We start from the raw sequence: 15,117 nt of genomic DNA on the forward strand, positions 1-15,117 counted from the left end.
ACGCTAGAGGTCGGCGCCGACACCGTCGCGCGGATAACGGACATCGCTGCGCGACATCCGGTCAGCCGGCGTACAACGCCTCGATCGCGTCGGCGTACTTCTCGGCGATCGGCTTGCGCTTGAGCTTCATGGTCGGGGTGAGCTCGTCGCCGCCGGGGAGCCACTCGTCCGGGAGCAGGTCGTACTTCTTGATCTGCTCGACGCGGGAGAGCCGGGCGTTGGCCTGCTCGACGGCGCTCGCGACTTCGGCGGCGATCGACTCGGCCGGATAGGTCGGCGCGACATCGGGATCGAGCACCAGCAGTGCCACGTTGTAGGGCCGCGCGTTGCCGATGACCACGGCCTGGCCGATCAGCGGGTGCGCGCTCTTGAGCGCCTGCTCGATGTTGGCCGGCGACATGTTCTTGCCGGCCGCGTTGATGATCAGCTCCTTCTTGCGGTCGACGATGGTGACGTAGCCGTCCTCGTCGATCGTGGCGATGTCGCCGGTGTGCAGCCAGCCGTTGGCGTCGATCGCCTCGGCGGTCTTGGCCGGCTGGTTGCGGTAGCCCTTCATCAGCAGCTCGCCGCGGATGAGCAGCTCGCCGTCCTCGGCGAGCGAGAGCTCGACGCCGGGGATCGCCTTGCCGACGGTGCCGATCCGGATGTCGTCGCGCGGGTTGATCGTGCCGCAGCAGGAGATCTCCGACATGCCCCACAGCTCGCTGATCGGCAGGCCCAGGTCGGTGAAGAACTGCAGCACCTCGCGCGCGACGGGCGCGGCGCCCGACACGGCCCAGCGGACCTCGTCGAGCCCGAGCAGCGCCAGGACCCCGGCCCTGGTCTCGGCCGGCAGGGCGGCCGGGTCGGTGATGCCCTTGGCCTCCAGCCCGGCCTTGATCTTCTCCCAGATGCGGGGGACCCCGCCCCAGACCGTCGGCTTGGCGTCGGCGAGCGCCCCGATGATGTCCTGCGGGTTGTCGACGTAGGTGACGGTGAAGCCGGTCGCGATGGCGGTGTAGTACGACGCCCAGCGGTCCGCGACATGGGCCATCGGGAGGTAGGACGTGGAGCGGTCCTCGGAGGTCACCGGGCAGACCGCAAGCGTCCCGCGCAGCTGCGCCAGCATGCTGCGGTGGGTGATCTCCACGCCCTTCGGCGGGCCCGTCGTCCCGGAGGTGTAGATCAGGGTCAGCACGTCGTCGGGACCGACCGCCCGCCACGTGGCGTCGAAGTCGAAGTCCGGGTCGCCGGCGGCCGCGAGGTCCTCGAGGCTGATCGTTCCCTCCCCGCCGTCGACGCTGACCACCGTGTCGAGCGCGACGCCCGAGCCGCGGACTGTGTCGAGGAACGCCTGCTGGGTGACGACGACCCGGTTGCCGGCGTCGCCGAAGAGGTAGGCGACCTGCTCGGGCGAGGAGGTGTTGTAGACGCTGAACGGGATCGCGCCGAGGTGCAGCGCTGCACAGTCGACGAGCGCAGCCTCGGGTCGGTTGAGCAGCATCAGCGCGACGCTGTCGCCGCGACGGACGCCCCTCGCAGCGAGCCCGGCCGCGAGCCGGCGTACCTGCTCGGCGTACTCGCTCCAGGTGAGGGCCACCGTGCCGCCCGGCGTGCGGAGCGCGACGCGGTCGGCGCGCCGGGTGGCGGTGTGCTGGAAGGCCTCGCAGAGCGTGCCGACGTCGAGGTCCATGACGGGATGGTGTCAGTCACCGGCCCCGCGCGGAAGGGTCACACGTCGAGCTTGTAGCCCAGGCCGCGAACGGTGATCAGGTAGCGCGGCTCGGACGGCTCGGGCTCGAGCTTGGCGCGCAGGCGCTTGACGTGTACGTCGAGGGTCTTGGTGTCGCCGACGTAGTCCGACCCCCACACGCGGTCGATGAGCTGACCGCGGGTGAGCACCCGTCCGGGGTTGCGCAGGAACATCTCCAGGAGCTCGAACTCCTTGAGCGGCAGGCGCTGCTCGGTGCCGTCGACGGTGACCACGTGGCGCTCGACGTCCATCCGGACCGGGCCCGCCTCGAGCGTGTCGGGCAGCAGCTCCGGGTCCTGGCCGCGGCGCAGGACCGCGCGGATCCGGGCCACCAGCTCGCGCGGGGAGTAGGGCTTGGTGACGTAGTCGTCGGCGCCGAGCTCGAGGCCGACCACCTTGTCGACCTCGTCGTCCTTGGCGCTGACCATGATCACCGGGACGTTGGACGTCTGGCGGATGGTGCGGCAGACCTCGGTGCCGGGGATGCCGGGCAGCATGAGGTCCAGCAGCACGATGTCGGCGCCGTTGCGGTCGAACTCGGTCAGCGCGGCGTTGCCGTCGGCGGCGACGGCGACCTCGAAGCCCTCCTTCCGGAGAAGGTAGGAGAGAGCCTCGCTGTAGCTCTCCTCGTCCTCGACTACGAGCACTCGGGTCACGGTCGATCCTCACTGTCCTCGGGGGTGTGCTGCGGAAGGGTCAGGGTGAAGGTGGATCCGTGCCCCGGCGCGGACCACACTCGCACGTCTCCACCGTGGGTGGCGGCGACGTGCTTGACGATGGAGAGGCCGAGGCCGGTGCCACCGGTCGAACGGTGTCGCGCCGGGTCGACGCGGTAGAAGCGCTCGAAGATCCGCTTGACCTCGTCCTCGGGGATGCCGATGCCCTGGTCGATCACGGAGATCTCGACGCCGTCGGCGACGGACTGGCGGGTCACCACGACGCGCGAGCCCGGGTCGGAGTAGGCCACCGCGTTGGCGACCAGGTTGGAGATCGCGGCGACGACCAGCTTCTCGCGGCCCAGGACCTTGAGGCCGTGCTCGCCCTCGGCGATCAGCTCGATGTCCTTGCCGCCGGCGTTGGTCGTGCTCGCGTCGACGGCCGAGGCGATGACCTCGTCGATCGAGACGGTCTCGGGGGAGTCGACCGGATCGTCGCCCTGTAGCCGCGACAGCTCGATGATCTGCTGGATCAGCCGGGAGAGTCGATCGCCCTCGTTGATCATCCGGTGGGCGAAGTTCCGCACCGCGTCGGGATCGTCGGTCGCGTCCTGCACGGCCTCGGCCAGCAGCCGGATCGCCCCGACGGGGGTCTTCAGCTCGTGGCTGACGTTGGCGACGAAGTCGCGGCGGATCGCCTCGACCTGGCGCTCGCGGGTCCGGTCCTCGACCAGCGCCAGCACCAGGCGCGACCCGAGCGGCGCCACGCGGGCGGTCACGTGCCGGTCCGGCCCGCTGCGCCGCGGAACGAGCAGCTCGGTCTCGCGGATCTGCCCGTCCCGGCGTACCTCCCCGATCAGGTCGGCGAGCACGCCGAACTGGAGCTGGGTCCCGCTGACCAGCCCCATGGCGTACGCCGGCGCGCTGGCCTTGACCACCGCGTCGCGCTCGTCGACGAGGACCGCGCTGCTGCGCAGGACCGAGAGGACGTCGGCGACGCCGGGCGGCACGAGCGGCTCGACGGGCGGCAGGTAGCGGCGCTGCTGGCGATCACTGAGGTGCCAGGCAAGCATGGCGCTGAACGTGACGAGTGCGCCGAGAACAGCGGCGAGAGCCGTCTGCGTCGTCGTACTCACGCTTGGATCGTACGGCGCGCCGAGGTCGGCGCCGCGAATCCCCGGACCCGACGTATCAGCTGTTCATCTGTGGTTCACCGGAGCCGCCGATCTGGACACCTGGCGCCCCTAGGCTCGGCGCTCATGCGCAACGCCTTCATCGACGAGCTCGAGACCACCTTCAACGACCTGGCCCTGATGTGCCGAGCGGTCGAGGTGGCCGTCAAGGACGCCACGACCGCGCTGCTCACGGCCGATCCCCGGGTCGCCGAGAAGGTCATCTCCGACGACGCCGAGATCGACCGGATGCGGGACCGGATCGAGGAGGAGGCGTTCGACATCCTTGCCCGGCAGCAGCCGGTCGCCGGCGACCTGCGCCTGGTCGTCGCCGCGCTGCGGATGGTCAGCGAGCTGGAGCGGATGGGCGACCTCTCGGTCCACGTCGCCAAGATCGCGCGCCTGCGGGTGCCGGCCGTGGCCGTCCCCGACGAGGCACGCCCGACGACCGAGCGGATGGCCGAGGTCGCCCTCGACATGGTCCGCCGCGTCGGCGCCATCATCACCACGCGCGACGTCGAGGCCGCCATCGCGCTCGGCCGTGCCGACGAGGAGATGGACCAGCTGCGCCGCCAGAGCTTCATCGAGCTGCTCGGCGACTCGTGGTCGCACGGCGTCGAGCCGGCGGTCGACCTCGCGCTGCTGGGTCGCTACTACGAGCGCATCGCCGACCACGCCGTGTCGGTGGCGAACCGGGTCGTCTTCGTCGTCACCGGTCACACCCCCTGATCAGCGGGGCCGCGCGGGCTACTTGCCCTGGTTGGCGACCGCGGCAGCTGCTGCGGCGGCAGCCTCGGGGTCGAGGTACTCGCCACCTGCGACGAGCGGCTTGAGGTCCTCGTCGAGGCGGTAGACCAGCGGCTGGGCCGTCGGGATGTTCAGCGCCGCGATGTCCTCGTCGGAGATGCCGTCGAGGTGCTTGACCAGCGCCCGCAGCGAGTTGCCGTGGGCGGTGACGAGGACGGTCCTGCCGGCCCGGAGGTCGGGCACGATCGCCTCTTCCCAGTAGGGGACCAGGCGGGCCACGACGTCCTTGAGGCACTCGGTCCGCGGCACCTCGATGTCGGCGTAGCGCGGGTCACCGGCCTGCGAGAACTCGTCGCTGTCGTCGAGCGGCGGCGGCGGGACGTCGTACGAGCGACGCCACAGCTGGAACTGCTCCTCGCCGAACTTCTGCAGGGTGTCCTTCTTGTTCTTGCCCTGCAGCGCGCCGTAGTGGCGCTCGTTGAGGCGCCAGTCGCGCTTGACCGGGATCCAGTGGCGCTCGGCCTTGTCGAGGGCGACCGCGGCCGTGGTGATGGCGCGCCGGAGCAGGCTCGTGTGGACGACGTCGGGCAGCACGCCGGCGTCGGCCAGCAGCTGGCCGCCGTTGACGGCCTCGCCGAAGCCCTTCTCGGTGAGAGGTACGTCGACCCAGCCGGTGGAGAGGTTGAGCGCGTTCCACTCGCTCTCGCCGTGGCGGAGCAGGACCAGCGTGTAGGTCATTCGGCCGGGGCCTGGGACGGCGAGGGGTCCTCGCAGTCGAAGGCGGCGCTGCCGGACTCGGAGGACGAGGCCATCGGGGTGGCCGACCCGGTCACCTCGGACGGCGTGGTCGTGGCGGTCGCGGCCTTGGCACCCTTGGCGGCCTTGGCCGGCGCGCTGGTCGACGCAGCCGCGCTCGGGGTCGGGACGGCCGTGTAGAAGTGGCACGGCTTGACGACCGGGACGTCCATCTCGATGGTCTCGGTCTTGCCGCCACGGGTGAAGGTCAGCTGGACGTTGGTCAGCGTCGTGCCCGGCATGAAGGTGCCGGAGACCTCGATCGGGTCGCTGACGTCGGTGGCCAGGTTGATGCCGGCCATCGGGGCGACCTGGACGGGCTTGAACGCCGCGACCTTCAGGCCGTCGCCGGAGACGGCGGACAGCGAGGCGTCGCTGTTCTCCTGGTTGGAGAGCGCACCGATGAGGCGGCCCTGGTCCGGCGCGGAGGCCAGGACGCGGATGCCGAGCGCGTCGACGGAGGCGTCGCGGTTGTTCACACCGGCGCTGATGGTGTTCACGCGGTCGGTGGGGTAGTGGAACCCACAGGCGGACATGGACGCGGCGAGCAGTACGCCGAGAACGGGCGCAGCGATCGCGGACGAGCGACGGTGGAGCATTCGGACGGGCCTCCGCTGTGTGGTCACACGGGTGATACGGGCGGCCACACTCTAGCGGTCGATCAGCGCGACAGGCCGACCTGGGCGGCGAAGATGAGCAACAGCACCACGATCACGACCAGGTAGACCGCCGAGATCATCAGCAGCCGGTTGGCGCCGACCTTCATCGCCAGGCGCAGCGGCAGGGTGCGCCAGCCGTCCTCGTGGTCGGCCACCAGGCCCCAGACCGAGCGGAGGAAGTGGACGCCGATGCCGAGCAGGGCGGCGAGCACGACCATCGCCGTCTCGGGCGCCGGCCCGAGCGCACGGCCGCCCCATCCGCCGTACGACAGGTAGCAGGGGAGCAGCGCGAACGAGACCGCCCACGACCACCAGGAGAGCAGGCCGGTGCGGAGCATGACGTTGCCGAGCATGCCGACCGCGATCGAGGCGAGGTAGAGGCAGCCCGCGGTGATGCCGGTGGTGACGGCGAGCGGAACGAGGACCAGCGCGGCGACGACGATGGCGTACCAGACGGCGCCGGGCTCGAGGCGACCGTCGGCCAGCGGCTTGCCGGGCGTCTGGTGCTTCGTGTCCCGCTCGCGGTCGGTCAGGTCGTTGTGCCAGCCGAGGATGGCCGAGCCGACCAGGACGGTCACCAGGACCACGCCCACCTCGCGGGCCGAGCGGCCGGCGATCATCGCCACGGCGGCGAGGACCAGGGCGGTCGTGACGGCCTGCTTGGGGTGGGCCGCCTGGGCCAGGCTCAGGACGAGGGAGCCGCGTACGCCGCGTCGCGGCTTCTCCACCACGGGGTTCTCGTCGATGGGGAGGTCGTCGTCCTCGAGCAGGTCCTCCGGGTCGGTCCCGAGGTCGTCGTTCGCCATGCGGAGCAGTATGTCATCGGCTGGTCTGTGACCTGAGATACACAGCCATTCGCGTGTGTCAAGCCCTCGATTGCCTTGCTGACCTGCACAAACGCTTTCGGAGGTCCCGCGGTGCCGTGGTAAGATTGAGGCCTAGGAAGGGGTTTCACACATATGTCTTTCACCGTCGGCGAAACGGTCGTTTATCCGAATCACGGGGCTGCCGTCATCGAGAACATCGAGATGCGGACCATCAAGGGAGTGGAGCGCCAGTACCTCGTGCTCCGCATCGTGGCGCAGCAGGATCTGGTCGTGCGGGTTCCCGCAGACAACCTCGATCTGGTCGGCGTGCGCGACGTCGTGGACAAGGAGGGCCTGGACAAGGTCTTCGGTGTCCTGCGTGCCGAGCACGTCGAGGAGCCGACCAACTGGTCGCGTCGCTACAAGGCGAACCTCGAGAAGCTGCACAGCGGCGACGTCATGAAGGTGGCCGAGGTCGTCCGCGACCTGTGGCGCCGCGAGCGTGACCGTGGCCTGTCGGCCGGCGAGAAGCGGATGCTGGCCAAGGCGCGCCAGATCCTCGTCTCCGAGCTGGCCCTGTGCGAGAACACCAACGAGGACAAGGCCGAGACCATCCTCGACGAGGTCCTCGCGTCCTGACCTTGGACAACTGGTTCGAAGAGCAGCGTCCCGCGGCTTCCGGCGTCATCCTCGACGCCGACCGCGGGACGTTGCCATTTCTCCTGATCCACGGCGAGTCGCTGGTCGCCGCCGCCGCGTGGGCGGCCGGTGAGGCCGGGATCGAGCTGATCGACGCCACCGTGCCGCTGGAGGTGGTCGCCGAGCGCGACGAGCCGCTGGTGCTGCACGACCCGCTCTGCCCGATGACGCCGCCGTCCTTCCTCGCCGCCTGCGTGGAGCGGTCGCTGGAGACGGATGCGGTCGTCGTGGGCGTCCGTCCGGTGACCGACACCGTCAAGACCGTTGCCGACGGGGTGCTCGGTGGGACCGTCGACCGGGACTCGCTCGTCGCCGCGTGCAGCCCCGTCGTGCTGCCGGCCGAGGTCGTCGCCGACCTCGAGGAGCTGCCGACCACCGACCTCGTCGAGCTCCTGGCCCTGCTGCGCGAGCGCTACCCGGTCCAGCTGCTGGAGGCTCCCGCCGCCGCGCGACGCATCGGCTCGGAGGCCGACGTACGCGTCCTGGAGGCGCTCACACGCCCCGACGACGACCCGTCAGCAGGGCTGCTGCCGCGCTGAGGTCCTCGGCGTAGGTCACCTTGAGGTTCTCGGGTCCCGTCGGGACGGCGTGGATCGCGAGGTCGGCGTACCTCTCGACGGTGGCCGCCGTGTCGGTGCCCTCGAAGCCGTCCGCTGCGGCTCGCGAGTAGGCATCGAGCAGGTCCGGCGCCCGGAACGCCTGTGGAGTCTGTACGCCGACCAGGCCGGCCGTCCGTGGCGAGAGCCCAGGCAGGTCGACCGTCGGTACGGCGCCGCCGTGCGCGCGTGCCGTGCGGATCACCTCGTCGAAGAGCTCCGACGTGGCGAGCGGACGGGCGCCGTCGTGGATGGCGACGACGTCGATCCCTCCGGTCCTGATCCGCGCTTCCAGGGCGTTCAGGGCCGCCTGCTCGCTGGCGTGGCGGGTGCTGCCGCCCGTGGTGAGGAGGACTTCGTGCGCTCCCAGCTCGGGGGTGAGCGCTGCGCCGATCGCCGCCTCCTCGCCGGGCCGGCAGACGACGATCACGGTGGTCACCTCCTGGGCCTCCAGCGCCGCGAGCACGGACCAGGCCAGGACCGGCCGGCCGTCGAGGGGCAGCAGGATCTTGTTGCGATCCGCGCCGACGCGGGTGCCGGAGCCCGCCGCGAGGACGGCGACCGCGGCGCCCACTCAGCCGCCGATCACGAGGGCGTTCGCGATGGCGGCGACGCCCTCGCCCCGACCGGTCAGGCCGAGGCCGTCGGTCGTGGTCGCGCTCAGCGAGACCGGGGCGCCCACCACGTCGGAGAGCACCTTGATCGCCTCGTCGCGGCGGGTGCCGATGCGCGGTCGGTTGCCGATCACCTGGACCGCGACGTTGCCGATGGCGAAGCCCGCGGCGTGGACGCGCCGGACCGTCTCCTCGAGCAGGGCGGTCCCGGCGGCGCCGGACCACTCGGGCTCCGACGTACCGAAGTTGCTGCCCAGGTCGCCGAGACCCGCCGCCGAGAGCAGGGCGTCGCAGATGGCGTGCGCGGCCACGTCGGCGTCGGAGTGACCCTCCAGGCGCACGTCCTCCTCGGGCCAGGTCAGGCCAGCCAGGGCGAGCACGGGGTCGCCCCCGGCACGCAGGACGAGGCGGTGGACGTCGGTGCCGATGCCGACCCGGATGACAGGCGTCGGAGGGTTCGCAGTCACATATCGATCATGCACCAGACGGTTGTGCGCCAAGATGGGGGCGTGCTGAGGTCTCGTTGGTGGTGGTCGCTGGTCGGCGTGGTCGTCGGCATGCTCGGCCTGGGTCTCAGCTATCTCGCTGCTGCACTCCTGCGCGTGCGGGCCTCGCCGCCGGTCGCGGTCGCCGACTGGATCACCGCGCGGACGCCCGGAAGCCTCGCCCACTGGGCGATCGAGAAGTTCGGGACGCACGACAAGACGGTGCTGGTCAGCGGCATGCTCGCGGTGCTCGTCATCATCTTCGGCCTGCTCGGCTGGCTCGCCCGCAAGCGCTGGTGGGCGACCGCCGTCGGCTTCCTGGGCGTCGGCGCCGTCGGCCTGTTCGCGGTGCTCCGCGAGCGCGGCGCCGGCTTCGTCGAGGTGCTGCCCCTGATCGTCGGCGCCGGAGCCTGGCTCATCGGGTTCGCGCTGGCCTACGAGTGGCTGCGCCGCTGGGAGATCGTCGAGGAGGCCGAGGACCCCGATCACGACCCCTCGCACACCCGCCGCGCCTTCTTCATGGGTCTGGGCGGCATGGCCGTCCTCGCCGCCGCGTCCGGCGTCGCCGGCCGGTTCGCCGGCAGCGCCCGCCGCAAGGTCGAGCAGAGCCGCCGCCTGCTGCGGCTCGAGGGCGTCAGCCAGCCGCGCGTGCCGCGCGACGCCAGCGTCGGCGTATCCGGCGTCGGGCCGTGGATGACGCCGGCGCGCGACTTCTACCTGATCGACACGGCGTACATCAAGCCCACCATCGAGCCCGACGAGTGGTCGTTGCGCATCCACGGGATGGTCGAGAACGAGATCACGCTGTCGTACGCCGACCTGATCGCCCGTGGCCTGACCGAGGACTGGATCACGCTCAACTGCGTGTCCAACGAGGTCGGCGGCGACCTGATCGGCAACGCCTGGTGGAGCGGCGTCAAGCTCTCCGGCCTGCTGGCCGAGGCCGGCGTGATGCCCGGCGCCGACGCCGTGCTGCAGACCTCCGACGACGGCTGGACCTGCGGCACCCCGCTCGCCGCGCTGACCGACCACCGCAGCGCCATCCTCGCGGTCGCGATGAACGGTGCCCCGCTGCCGATCGAGCACGGCTTCCCGGTGCGGACCATCGTCCCCGGGCTCTACGGCTACGTCTCGGCGTGCAAGTGGGTGGTCGACATGGAGGTCACCACCTTCGACAAGGTCACCGGCTACTGGATCGACAAGGGCTGGTCCGAGCGCGGCCCCGTCAAGATCGCCTCCCGGGTCGACGTACCCCGCTCCGGGGAGCACGTGGCCGTCGGTCAGGTCGTCTTCGGCGGCGTCGCCTGGCACCAGCTCACCGGCATCCGCGGCGTCGAGGTGTCCCTCGACGGCGGACCCTGGACGGGCGCCACGCTCGGCGGGACCCCCGACCTCGACACCTGGGTGCAGTGGCGGGCCGAGCTGAGCGTCGACAAGGGTGACCACGAGGTCCGGGTGCGGGCCACCGGTCGCGACGGGGAGGTTCAGACCGGCGTACGCCGCGACGTGGCTCCCGACGGTGCCACCGGCTGGCACACGGTGCGGTTCTCGGCCTCCTGATCTGCGTCGTACCTGATCTTCTGGCCCTTTCTCGGGCTTATTTGGGGCCAAACGATCAGGTACGACGACAATGGGCCCGCTGTGAAGATCACCTATCCGCCGGACCTGCCGGTCAGTGCGCGCCGCGACGACATCGCGGCGGCGATCCGCGACCACCAGGTCGTGGTGATCGCGGGCGAGACCGGCTCGGGCAAGACCACCCAGCTGCCGAAGATCTGCCTCGAGCTGGGGCGTGGCCTGGACGGGAAGCTGGTCGGGCACACGCAGCCCCGGCGGATCGCGGCGCGATCGGTCGCCGAGCGGATCGCCTCCGAGCTGGGGGAGGAGATCGGGGAGACCGTCGGCTACCAGGTCCGGTTCACCGACCGGACGTCTGCCCGGGGCCGGCTCAAGGTGATGACCGACGGCATCCTGCTCGCCGAGCTGCAGCGCGACCGGATGCTCCAGCGCTACGACACGATCATCATCGACGAGGCGCACGAGCGCTCGCTCAACATCGACTTCCTGCTCGGCTACCTCAAGCAGCTGCTGCCGCGACGCCCCGACCTGAAGCTCATCATCACCTCGGCGACCATCGACACCGCGCGCTTCTCCTCCCACTTCGACGACGCCCCCGTCATCGAGGTGTCGGGGCGGACGTTCCCCGTGGAGATCCGGTACCGGCCCCTGGTGGTCTCGACAGGCTCGACCGACGATGGCCGCGACGAGGACGGGGAGGTCGTCGTACGCGACCAGACCGAGGCCATCGTCGCGGCGGTCCGCGAGCTCTCGGCCGAGGGACCGGGCGACGTGCTCGTCTTCCTGCCCGGCGAGCGGGAGATCCGCGACACCGCGGACGAGCTCTCCTCGATCTCGGACAAGCTCGAGATCCTGCCTCTCTACTCGCGGCTCTCGGCCGCCGAGCAGCACCGGGTCTTCTCTCCGTCCGGCTCGAAGCGGCGCGTCGTGCTCGCGACCAACGTCGCCGAGACGTCGCTGACCGTCCCCGGCATCAGGTACGTCGTCGACGCCGGCCTGGCCCGCATCTCGCGCTACTCCGCGCGGACCAAGGTCCAGCGGCTGCCGATCGAGCCGATCTCGCAGGCCTCGGCGAACCAGCGCTCCGGTCGATGTGGCCGCGTCGCCGAGGGCATCGCGATCCGGCTCTACTCCGAGGAGGACTTCGAGGCGCGCCCCGAGTTCACCGACCCCGAGATCCTGCGCACCAACCTCGCCTCGGTCATCCTCCAGATGACCGCCCTCGGGCTCGGGGACATCGCCCGGTTCCCGTTCGTCGAGCCGCCTGACCGGCGCAACGTCCAGGCCGGGCAGCAGCTGCTCGAGGAGCTCGGGGCGGTTGGTTTCGATACGCCCTCGCCTAGCGGCTCGGGCTACTCAACCAACGGCAGGGTGCGGCTGACCCGGCTCGGGCAGAAGCTCGCGCGGCTGCCGATCGACCCCCGCCTGGGGCGGATGCTGCTCGAGGCCGAGCGGCTCGGCTGCGTGCGCGAGGTGATCGTCATCGTCGCCGCGCTGTCGCTCCAGGACCCGCGCGAACGGCCGGCCGAGATGCAGGCCCAGGCCGACCAGCAGCACGCCCGCTTCAAGGCCGAGGGCTCGGACTTCCTCACCTGGCTCAACCTGTGGCGCTACGTCAAGGAGCAGCAGCGTGAGCTCTCCTCCAGCGCGTTCCGGCGGATGTGCAAGCGGGAGTTCCTCAACTACCTCCGGATCCGGGAGTGGCAGGAGTTCGAGTCGCAGCTGCGGCGGGTGGCCAAGGAGATGAAGCTCCAGGTCGGCGCGCCGGCCGACCTGCCTGATGCGGACGGCATCCACCAGGCGTTGCTGTCGGGACTGCTCAGCCACGTCGGGATGCTCGAGGAACGGGAGTCTCGGCCACCGGCGACCAAGGGCAAGCGTCCCGGACCACGGGAGTACCTCGGCGCACGCGGCGCGAAGTTCGCGATCTTCCCGGGCAGCGGCCTGGCGCGGAAGAACCCGGCGTACCTCATGAGCGCCGAGCTCGTCGAGACCGGCCGCCTGTGGGCCCGCCAGAACGCCGAGATCAAGCCCGAGTGGGCCGAGCGGCTCGGCGCGCACCTGGTCAAGCGCACCTACTCCGAGCCGCACTGGTCGACCAAGCGGCAGGCGGTGATGGCGCGCGAGCGCGTCACCCTGTACGGCGTACCGCTGGTGGCCGATCGCCTCGTCGACTACGGCCGGATCGAGCCGGCGGTGGCGCGCGCGCTGTTCATCCGGCACGCGCTGGTCCAGGGGGAGTGGTCGACCCGCCACCAGTTCTTCCACCAGAACCGGCGGCTGCTCGAGCAGGCCCAGGAGCTCGAGCACAAGGCCCGTCGCCGCGACCTGGTCGTGGACGAGCACACGCTCTTCGACTTCTACGACGCGCGGGTCGGCGCCGACGTCACCGGCGGCGTCCACTTCGACACCTGGTGGAAGGGCGCGAGCCGTCGTGACAGGCGACTGCTCGACCTCGATCCGGCGATGCTGGTGCGCGATGCCGCCGACGAGGTCAGCGCCGACGACTTCCCCGACCGGTGGGTGTCGCAGAGCCACGACTTCGAGGTGTCCTACAACTTCGAGCCCGGCGCGGCCGACGACGGCGTGCTGATCGACATCCCGCTCGCCACCCTCAACCGGGTCGACGACGACGACTTCTCGTGGAACGTCCCCGGCCTGCGCGAGGAGCTCGTCACCGAGCTGATCCGCGGCCTGCCCAAGGCGATCCGCGTGCAGTGCGTGCCCGCGCCGAACACGGCCCGCGAGTTCCTCGCGGCGGTGCCCCCGGGCGAGGAGTCGCTGCTGACCGCGCTGGAGCGCTACCTGCGCTCCGCCAAGGGCGTGCACGTCCCGCGCGACTCGTGGGACGTCGCCGGGCTCCCCGCGCACCTGCGGCCGACGTTCCGCGTCGTCGACGAGCGCGGCCGCGAGAAGTCGCGTGGCAAGGCGCTGGAGGACCTGAAGGCGCCGCTGACCGGTGACTTCACCCGGGCCCTGCGGGCCGTCGCGTCGGACAGCGGGCTGGCCAGGTCGGGGGAGACGACGTGGGTGTTCGACGACCTTCCCGAGGTGGTCCAGCAGAAGCGCGCCGGCCACGAGGTCTCCGCCTACCCGGCGCTCGTCGACGAGGGCTCGACCGTCGGGGCGGAGATCTTCGGGTCGGCCGCTGAGGCCGCTGCCCGGCATCGGCACGGGGTGGCGCGTCTGCTCCTGCTCGGTCTCGGCACCGCCCCGACCAAGGGCATCGTGGACGGGCTCTCGATGGCCGACAAGCTGGGGCTCGCCGGGTCGCCGTACCCCTCCGTCGACGCCCTCCTCGCCGATTGCCTGCGGTGCGTCGTGCTGGACGCGATCGGGGAGGACGCGCCCCGGACGGCCACGACGTACGACGAGCTGCTGGCCGCCCTGCGGCGCGACGCTCCGGCACGGGTCCGCGAGCTCGTCACCGGCATCGTGCTGCGGGTCCTGGAGAGCTGGCGCGAGACCGACAAGGCGCTGTCCGGCCGGGTCGACATCAACCTCCTGCACGCCCGCACCGACCTCCAGAACCAGGTCGCGCGGCTCGTCTGCGACGGGTTCATCGGGGCAGCGGGCAGTGCGCAGCTGAGTCGCTACCCGGCGTACCTCCTGGCCGTGCGGATCCGCCGCGACAAGCTCGCCGACGGCACCGCCGCGCTGTGGAAGGACCAGGAGGCGATGGGCAGGATCGGGTCGCTCCAGGACGCCTACCTGCACAAGCTCGCCGCGCTGCCCGAGGGCTGCCCGCCGGGGCCGGCCCTGGGCCGGGTGCGGTGGATGCTGGAGGAGTACCGCATCTCGTTGTGGGCACAGCAGGTCGGTACCGCCGGCCCGGTGAGCGACGTCCGGATCAGGAAGGCCCTCGATGGCGCGTGAGCACCACAAGCCCGCCCCGATGAGCGCTCGATTCTTCGAGAGCGTCGAGGGCGGTTCCGACCCCGCGCTGGTGGCCGAGGCGGGCGAGCGGGCGGCCGAGATCCTCGTGCGCGGCCCGCGCTCCGAGAGCGACGGCGCGGTCGCCGACCGCCTGGTCCACCTCGCCGACACCGAGGGCATGGAGGCCATCGCCGAGGTCTGGGCCGGTGCCCCGGCCGACTCGCTCGCGGGGTGCCTGTGGCGGCTCTACGTCCTGCGGAGCTGGGTGTACGCCGACCCGGCCGGTGTGGCGAGCGCGTTCGACCGCGGGCGGGCCAGTGACCGGTTCGCCGAGGTCGTCGCGGGTGTCGCGGACCCGCCCGGACCCGACGAGCTGCGCGCGATGATCGACGACGTGCTGCGCGGCATCGTCACCCGCGACTTCGCCGACGTGCTCCTCCGCGCGAGCGCCTTCGCCCGCATCATGGCCGCCGGACAGGCGGGAGACCCCGCGGTCGACGTACGCCGTCTGCTGGGGCTGGCCGAGCAGCTGGAGGCGGCCGGGCACGCCGAGCTGGCGGGTCCCTCACCCGGCACCCCCTAGACTTCGACTCGAGCACGCCGGGCCGCGGCAGCCCCGGGTCCCAAATCAAGCCGCTACGAGCGGCCATGCGCCGTGAGGCGCTCCCGGTCCGGCGTGCTCACCAGACGGGACCAGAAGGA

At 71.3% G+C, this 15,117-nt stretch carries 14 protein-coding genes; 6 read left to right on the plus strand and 8 right to left on the minus strand.

The window, feature by feature from the left end; all coding sequences use genetic code 11:
- Positions 1-61 precede the first annotated feature (61 nt).
- The 3 genes from ACYVJ3_RS05140 to ACYVJ3_RS05150 are packed head-to-tail and all read right to left on the minus strand — an operon-like array spanning position 62 to position 3,524.
- Positions 62-1,672, minus strand: a complete 1,611-nt coding sequence (locus ACYVJ3_RS05140) for an AMP-binding protein (RefSeq protein WP_460851440.1) — start codon at positions 1,670-1,672, stop codon at positions 62-64.
- 38 nt (positions 1,673-1,710) lie between these two features.
- Positions 1,711-2,388, minus strand: a complete 678-nt coding sequence (locus ACYVJ3_RS05145) for a response regulator (RefSeq protein ID WP_460851441.1) — start codon at positions 2,386-2,388, stop codon at positions 1,711-1,713.
- On the minus strand, positions 2,385-3,524 hold the full coding sequence (locus ACYVJ3_RS05150; RefSeq protein WP_460851442.1) for a sensor histidine kinase: 1,140 nt from the start codon (positions 3,522-3,524) through the stop codon (positions 2,385-2,387). Before ACYVJ3_RS05150 ends, ACYVJ3_RS05145 begins: the two co-directional genes overlap by 4 nt.
- Positions 3,525-3,647: 123 nt before the next feature.
- Between ACYVJ3_RS05150 and phoU the strand changes: the two genes are divergently transcribed.
- Positions 3,648-4,289, plus strand: coding sequence for a phosphate signaling complex protein PhoU (gene phoU, locus ACYVJ3_RS05155; RefSeq protein ID WP_460851443.1), 642 nt, complete (start codon positions 3,648-3,650; stop codon positions 4,287-4,289).
- An 18-nt stretch (positions 4,290-4,307) separates the two neighbouring features.
- Here phoU and ACYVJ3_RS05160 read toward each other — a convergent pair whose 3' ends face one another.
- From ACYVJ3_RS05160 to ACYVJ3_RS05170, 3 genes are all read right to left on the minus strand, one after another.
- A complete protein-coding gene (locus ACYVJ3_RS05160) occupies positions 4,308-5,045 on the minus strand; it encodes a phosphoglyceromutase (protein WP_460851444.1) in 738 nt (245 codons plus the stop codon).
- Entirely contained in the window at positions 5,042-5,701 is a 660-nt protein-coding gene (locus ACYVJ3_RS05165; protein WP_460851445.1) for a hypothetical protein, read from the minus strand. Before ACYVJ3_RS05165 ends, ACYVJ3_RS05160 begins: the two co-directional genes overlap by 4 nt.
- Positions 5,702-5,763: 62 nt before the next feature.
- Positions 5,764-6,567, minus strand: coding sequence for a UbiA family prenyltransferase (locus ACYVJ3_RS05170; RefSeq protein WP_460851446.1), 804 nt, complete (start codon positions 6,565-6,567; stop codon positions 5,764-5,766).
- A 153-nt stretch (positions 6,568-6,720) separates the two neighbouring features.
- Between ACYVJ3_RS05170 and ACYVJ3_RS05175 the strand changes: the two genes are divergently transcribed.
- Together ACYVJ3_RS05175 and ACYVJ3_RS05180 are read left to right on the plus strand one after the other, a co-directional pair.
- Positions 6,721-7,206, plus strand: coding sequence for a CarD family transcriptional regulator (locus ACYVJ3_RS05175; RefSeq protein WP_460851447.1), 486 nt, complete (start codon positions 6,721-6,723; stop codon positions 7,204-7,206).
- Between the two features lie 2 nt (positions 7,207-7,208).
- Positions 7,209-7,805, plus strand: coding sequence for a 2-C-methyl-D-erythritol 4-phosphate cytidylyltransferase (locus ACYVJ3_RS05180; protein WP_460851448.1), 597 nt, complete (start codon positions 7,209-7,211; stop codon positions 7,803-7,805).
- On the opposite strand, the gene ACYVJ3_RS05185 is transcribed toward ACYVJ3_RS05180, so the two are convergent.
- Together ACYVJ3_RS05185 and ispF are read right to left on the minus strand one after the other, a co-directional pair.
- Entirely contained in the window at positions 7,759-8,436 is a 678-nt protein-coding gene (locus ACYVJ3_RS05185) for an IspD/TarI family cytidylyltransferase (RefSeq protein ID WP_460851449.1), read from the minus strand. The two genes, ACYVJ3_RS05180 and ACYVJ3_RS05185, sit on opposite strands and share 47 nt — an antisense overlap.
- The gene (gene ispF / locus ACYVJ3_RS05190) at positions 8,437-8,943 is read right to left on the minus strand and encodes a 2-C-methyl-D-erythritol 2,4-cyclodiphosphate synthase (protein WP_460851450.1); all 507 of its coding nucleotides are present in this window, start codon (positions 8,941-8,943) and stop codon (positions 8,437-8,439) included.
- A gap of 42 nt (positions 8,944-8,985) precedes the next feature.
- On the opposite strand from ispF, the gene ACYVJ3_RS05195 reads away from it, so the two are divergent.
- The 3 genes from ACYVJ3_RS05195 to ACYVJ3_RS05205 all read left to right on the plus strand — a co-directional run bounded on the left by ACYVJ3_RS05195 (position 8,986) and on the right by ACYVJ3_RS05205 (position 14,998).
- Positions 8,986-10,521, plus strand: a complete 1,536-nt coding sequence (locus ACYVJ3_RS05195) for a molybdopterin-dependent oxidoreductase (protein ID WP_460851451.1) — start codon at positions 8,986-8,988, stop codon at positions 10,519-10,521.
- A gap of 81 nt (positions 10,522-10,602) precedes the next feature.
- Positions 10,603-14,415, plus strand: coding sequence for an ATP-dependent RNA helicase HrpA (hrpA, locus tag ACYVJ3_RS05200; protein WP_460851452.1), 3,813 nt, complete (start codon positions 10,603-10,605; stop codon positions 14,413-14,415).
- Positions 14,405-14,998, plus strand: a complete 594-nt coding sequence (locus ACYVJ3_RS05205) for a hypothetical protein (RefSeq protein WP_460851453.1) — start codon at positions 14,405-14,407, stop codon at positions 14,996-14,998. The genes hrpA and ACYVJ3_RS05205 overlap by 11 nt, the downstream gene beginning before the upstream one ends.
- The last annotated feature ends 119 nt before the right edge of the window (positions 14,999-15,117 follow it).

This window comes from Nocardioides montaniterrae (assembly GCF_054782655.1).

What these genes read in the sequence shown, in the direction of transcription:
- ACYVJ3_RS05140 (WP_460851440.1), bottom strand. Translation starts at nt 1,672, where the DNA reads ATGGACCTCGACGTCGGCACGCTCTGCGAGGCCTTCCAGCACACCGCC.
- phoU (WP_460851443.1), top strand. Translation starts at nt 3,648, where the DNA reads ATGCGCAACGCCTTCATCGACGAGCTCGAGACCACCTTCAACGACCTG.
- ACYVJ3_RS05160 (WP_460851444.1), bottom strand. Translation starts at nt 5,045, where the DNA reads ATGACCTACACGCTGGTCCTGCTCCGCCACGGCGAGAGCGAGTGGAAC.
- ACYVJ3_RS05165 (WP_460851445.1), bottom strand. Translation starts at nt 5,701, where the DNA reads ATGCTCCACCGTCGCTCGTCCGCGATCGCTGCGCCCGTTCTCGGCGTA.
- ACYVJ3_RS05170 (WP_460851446.1), bottom strand. Translation starts at nt 6,567, where the DNA reads ATGGCGAACGACGACCTCGGGACCGACCCGGAGGACCTGCTCGAGGAC.
- ACYVJ3_RS05175 (WP_460851447.1), top strand. Translation starts at nt 6,721, where the DNA reads ATGTCTTTCACCGTCGGCGAAACGGTCGTTTATCCGAATCACGGGGCT.
- ACYVJ3_RS05205 (WP_460851453.1), top strand. Translation starts at nt 14,405, where the DNA reads ATGGCGCGTGAGCACCACAAGCCCGCCCCGATGAGCGCTCGATTCTTC.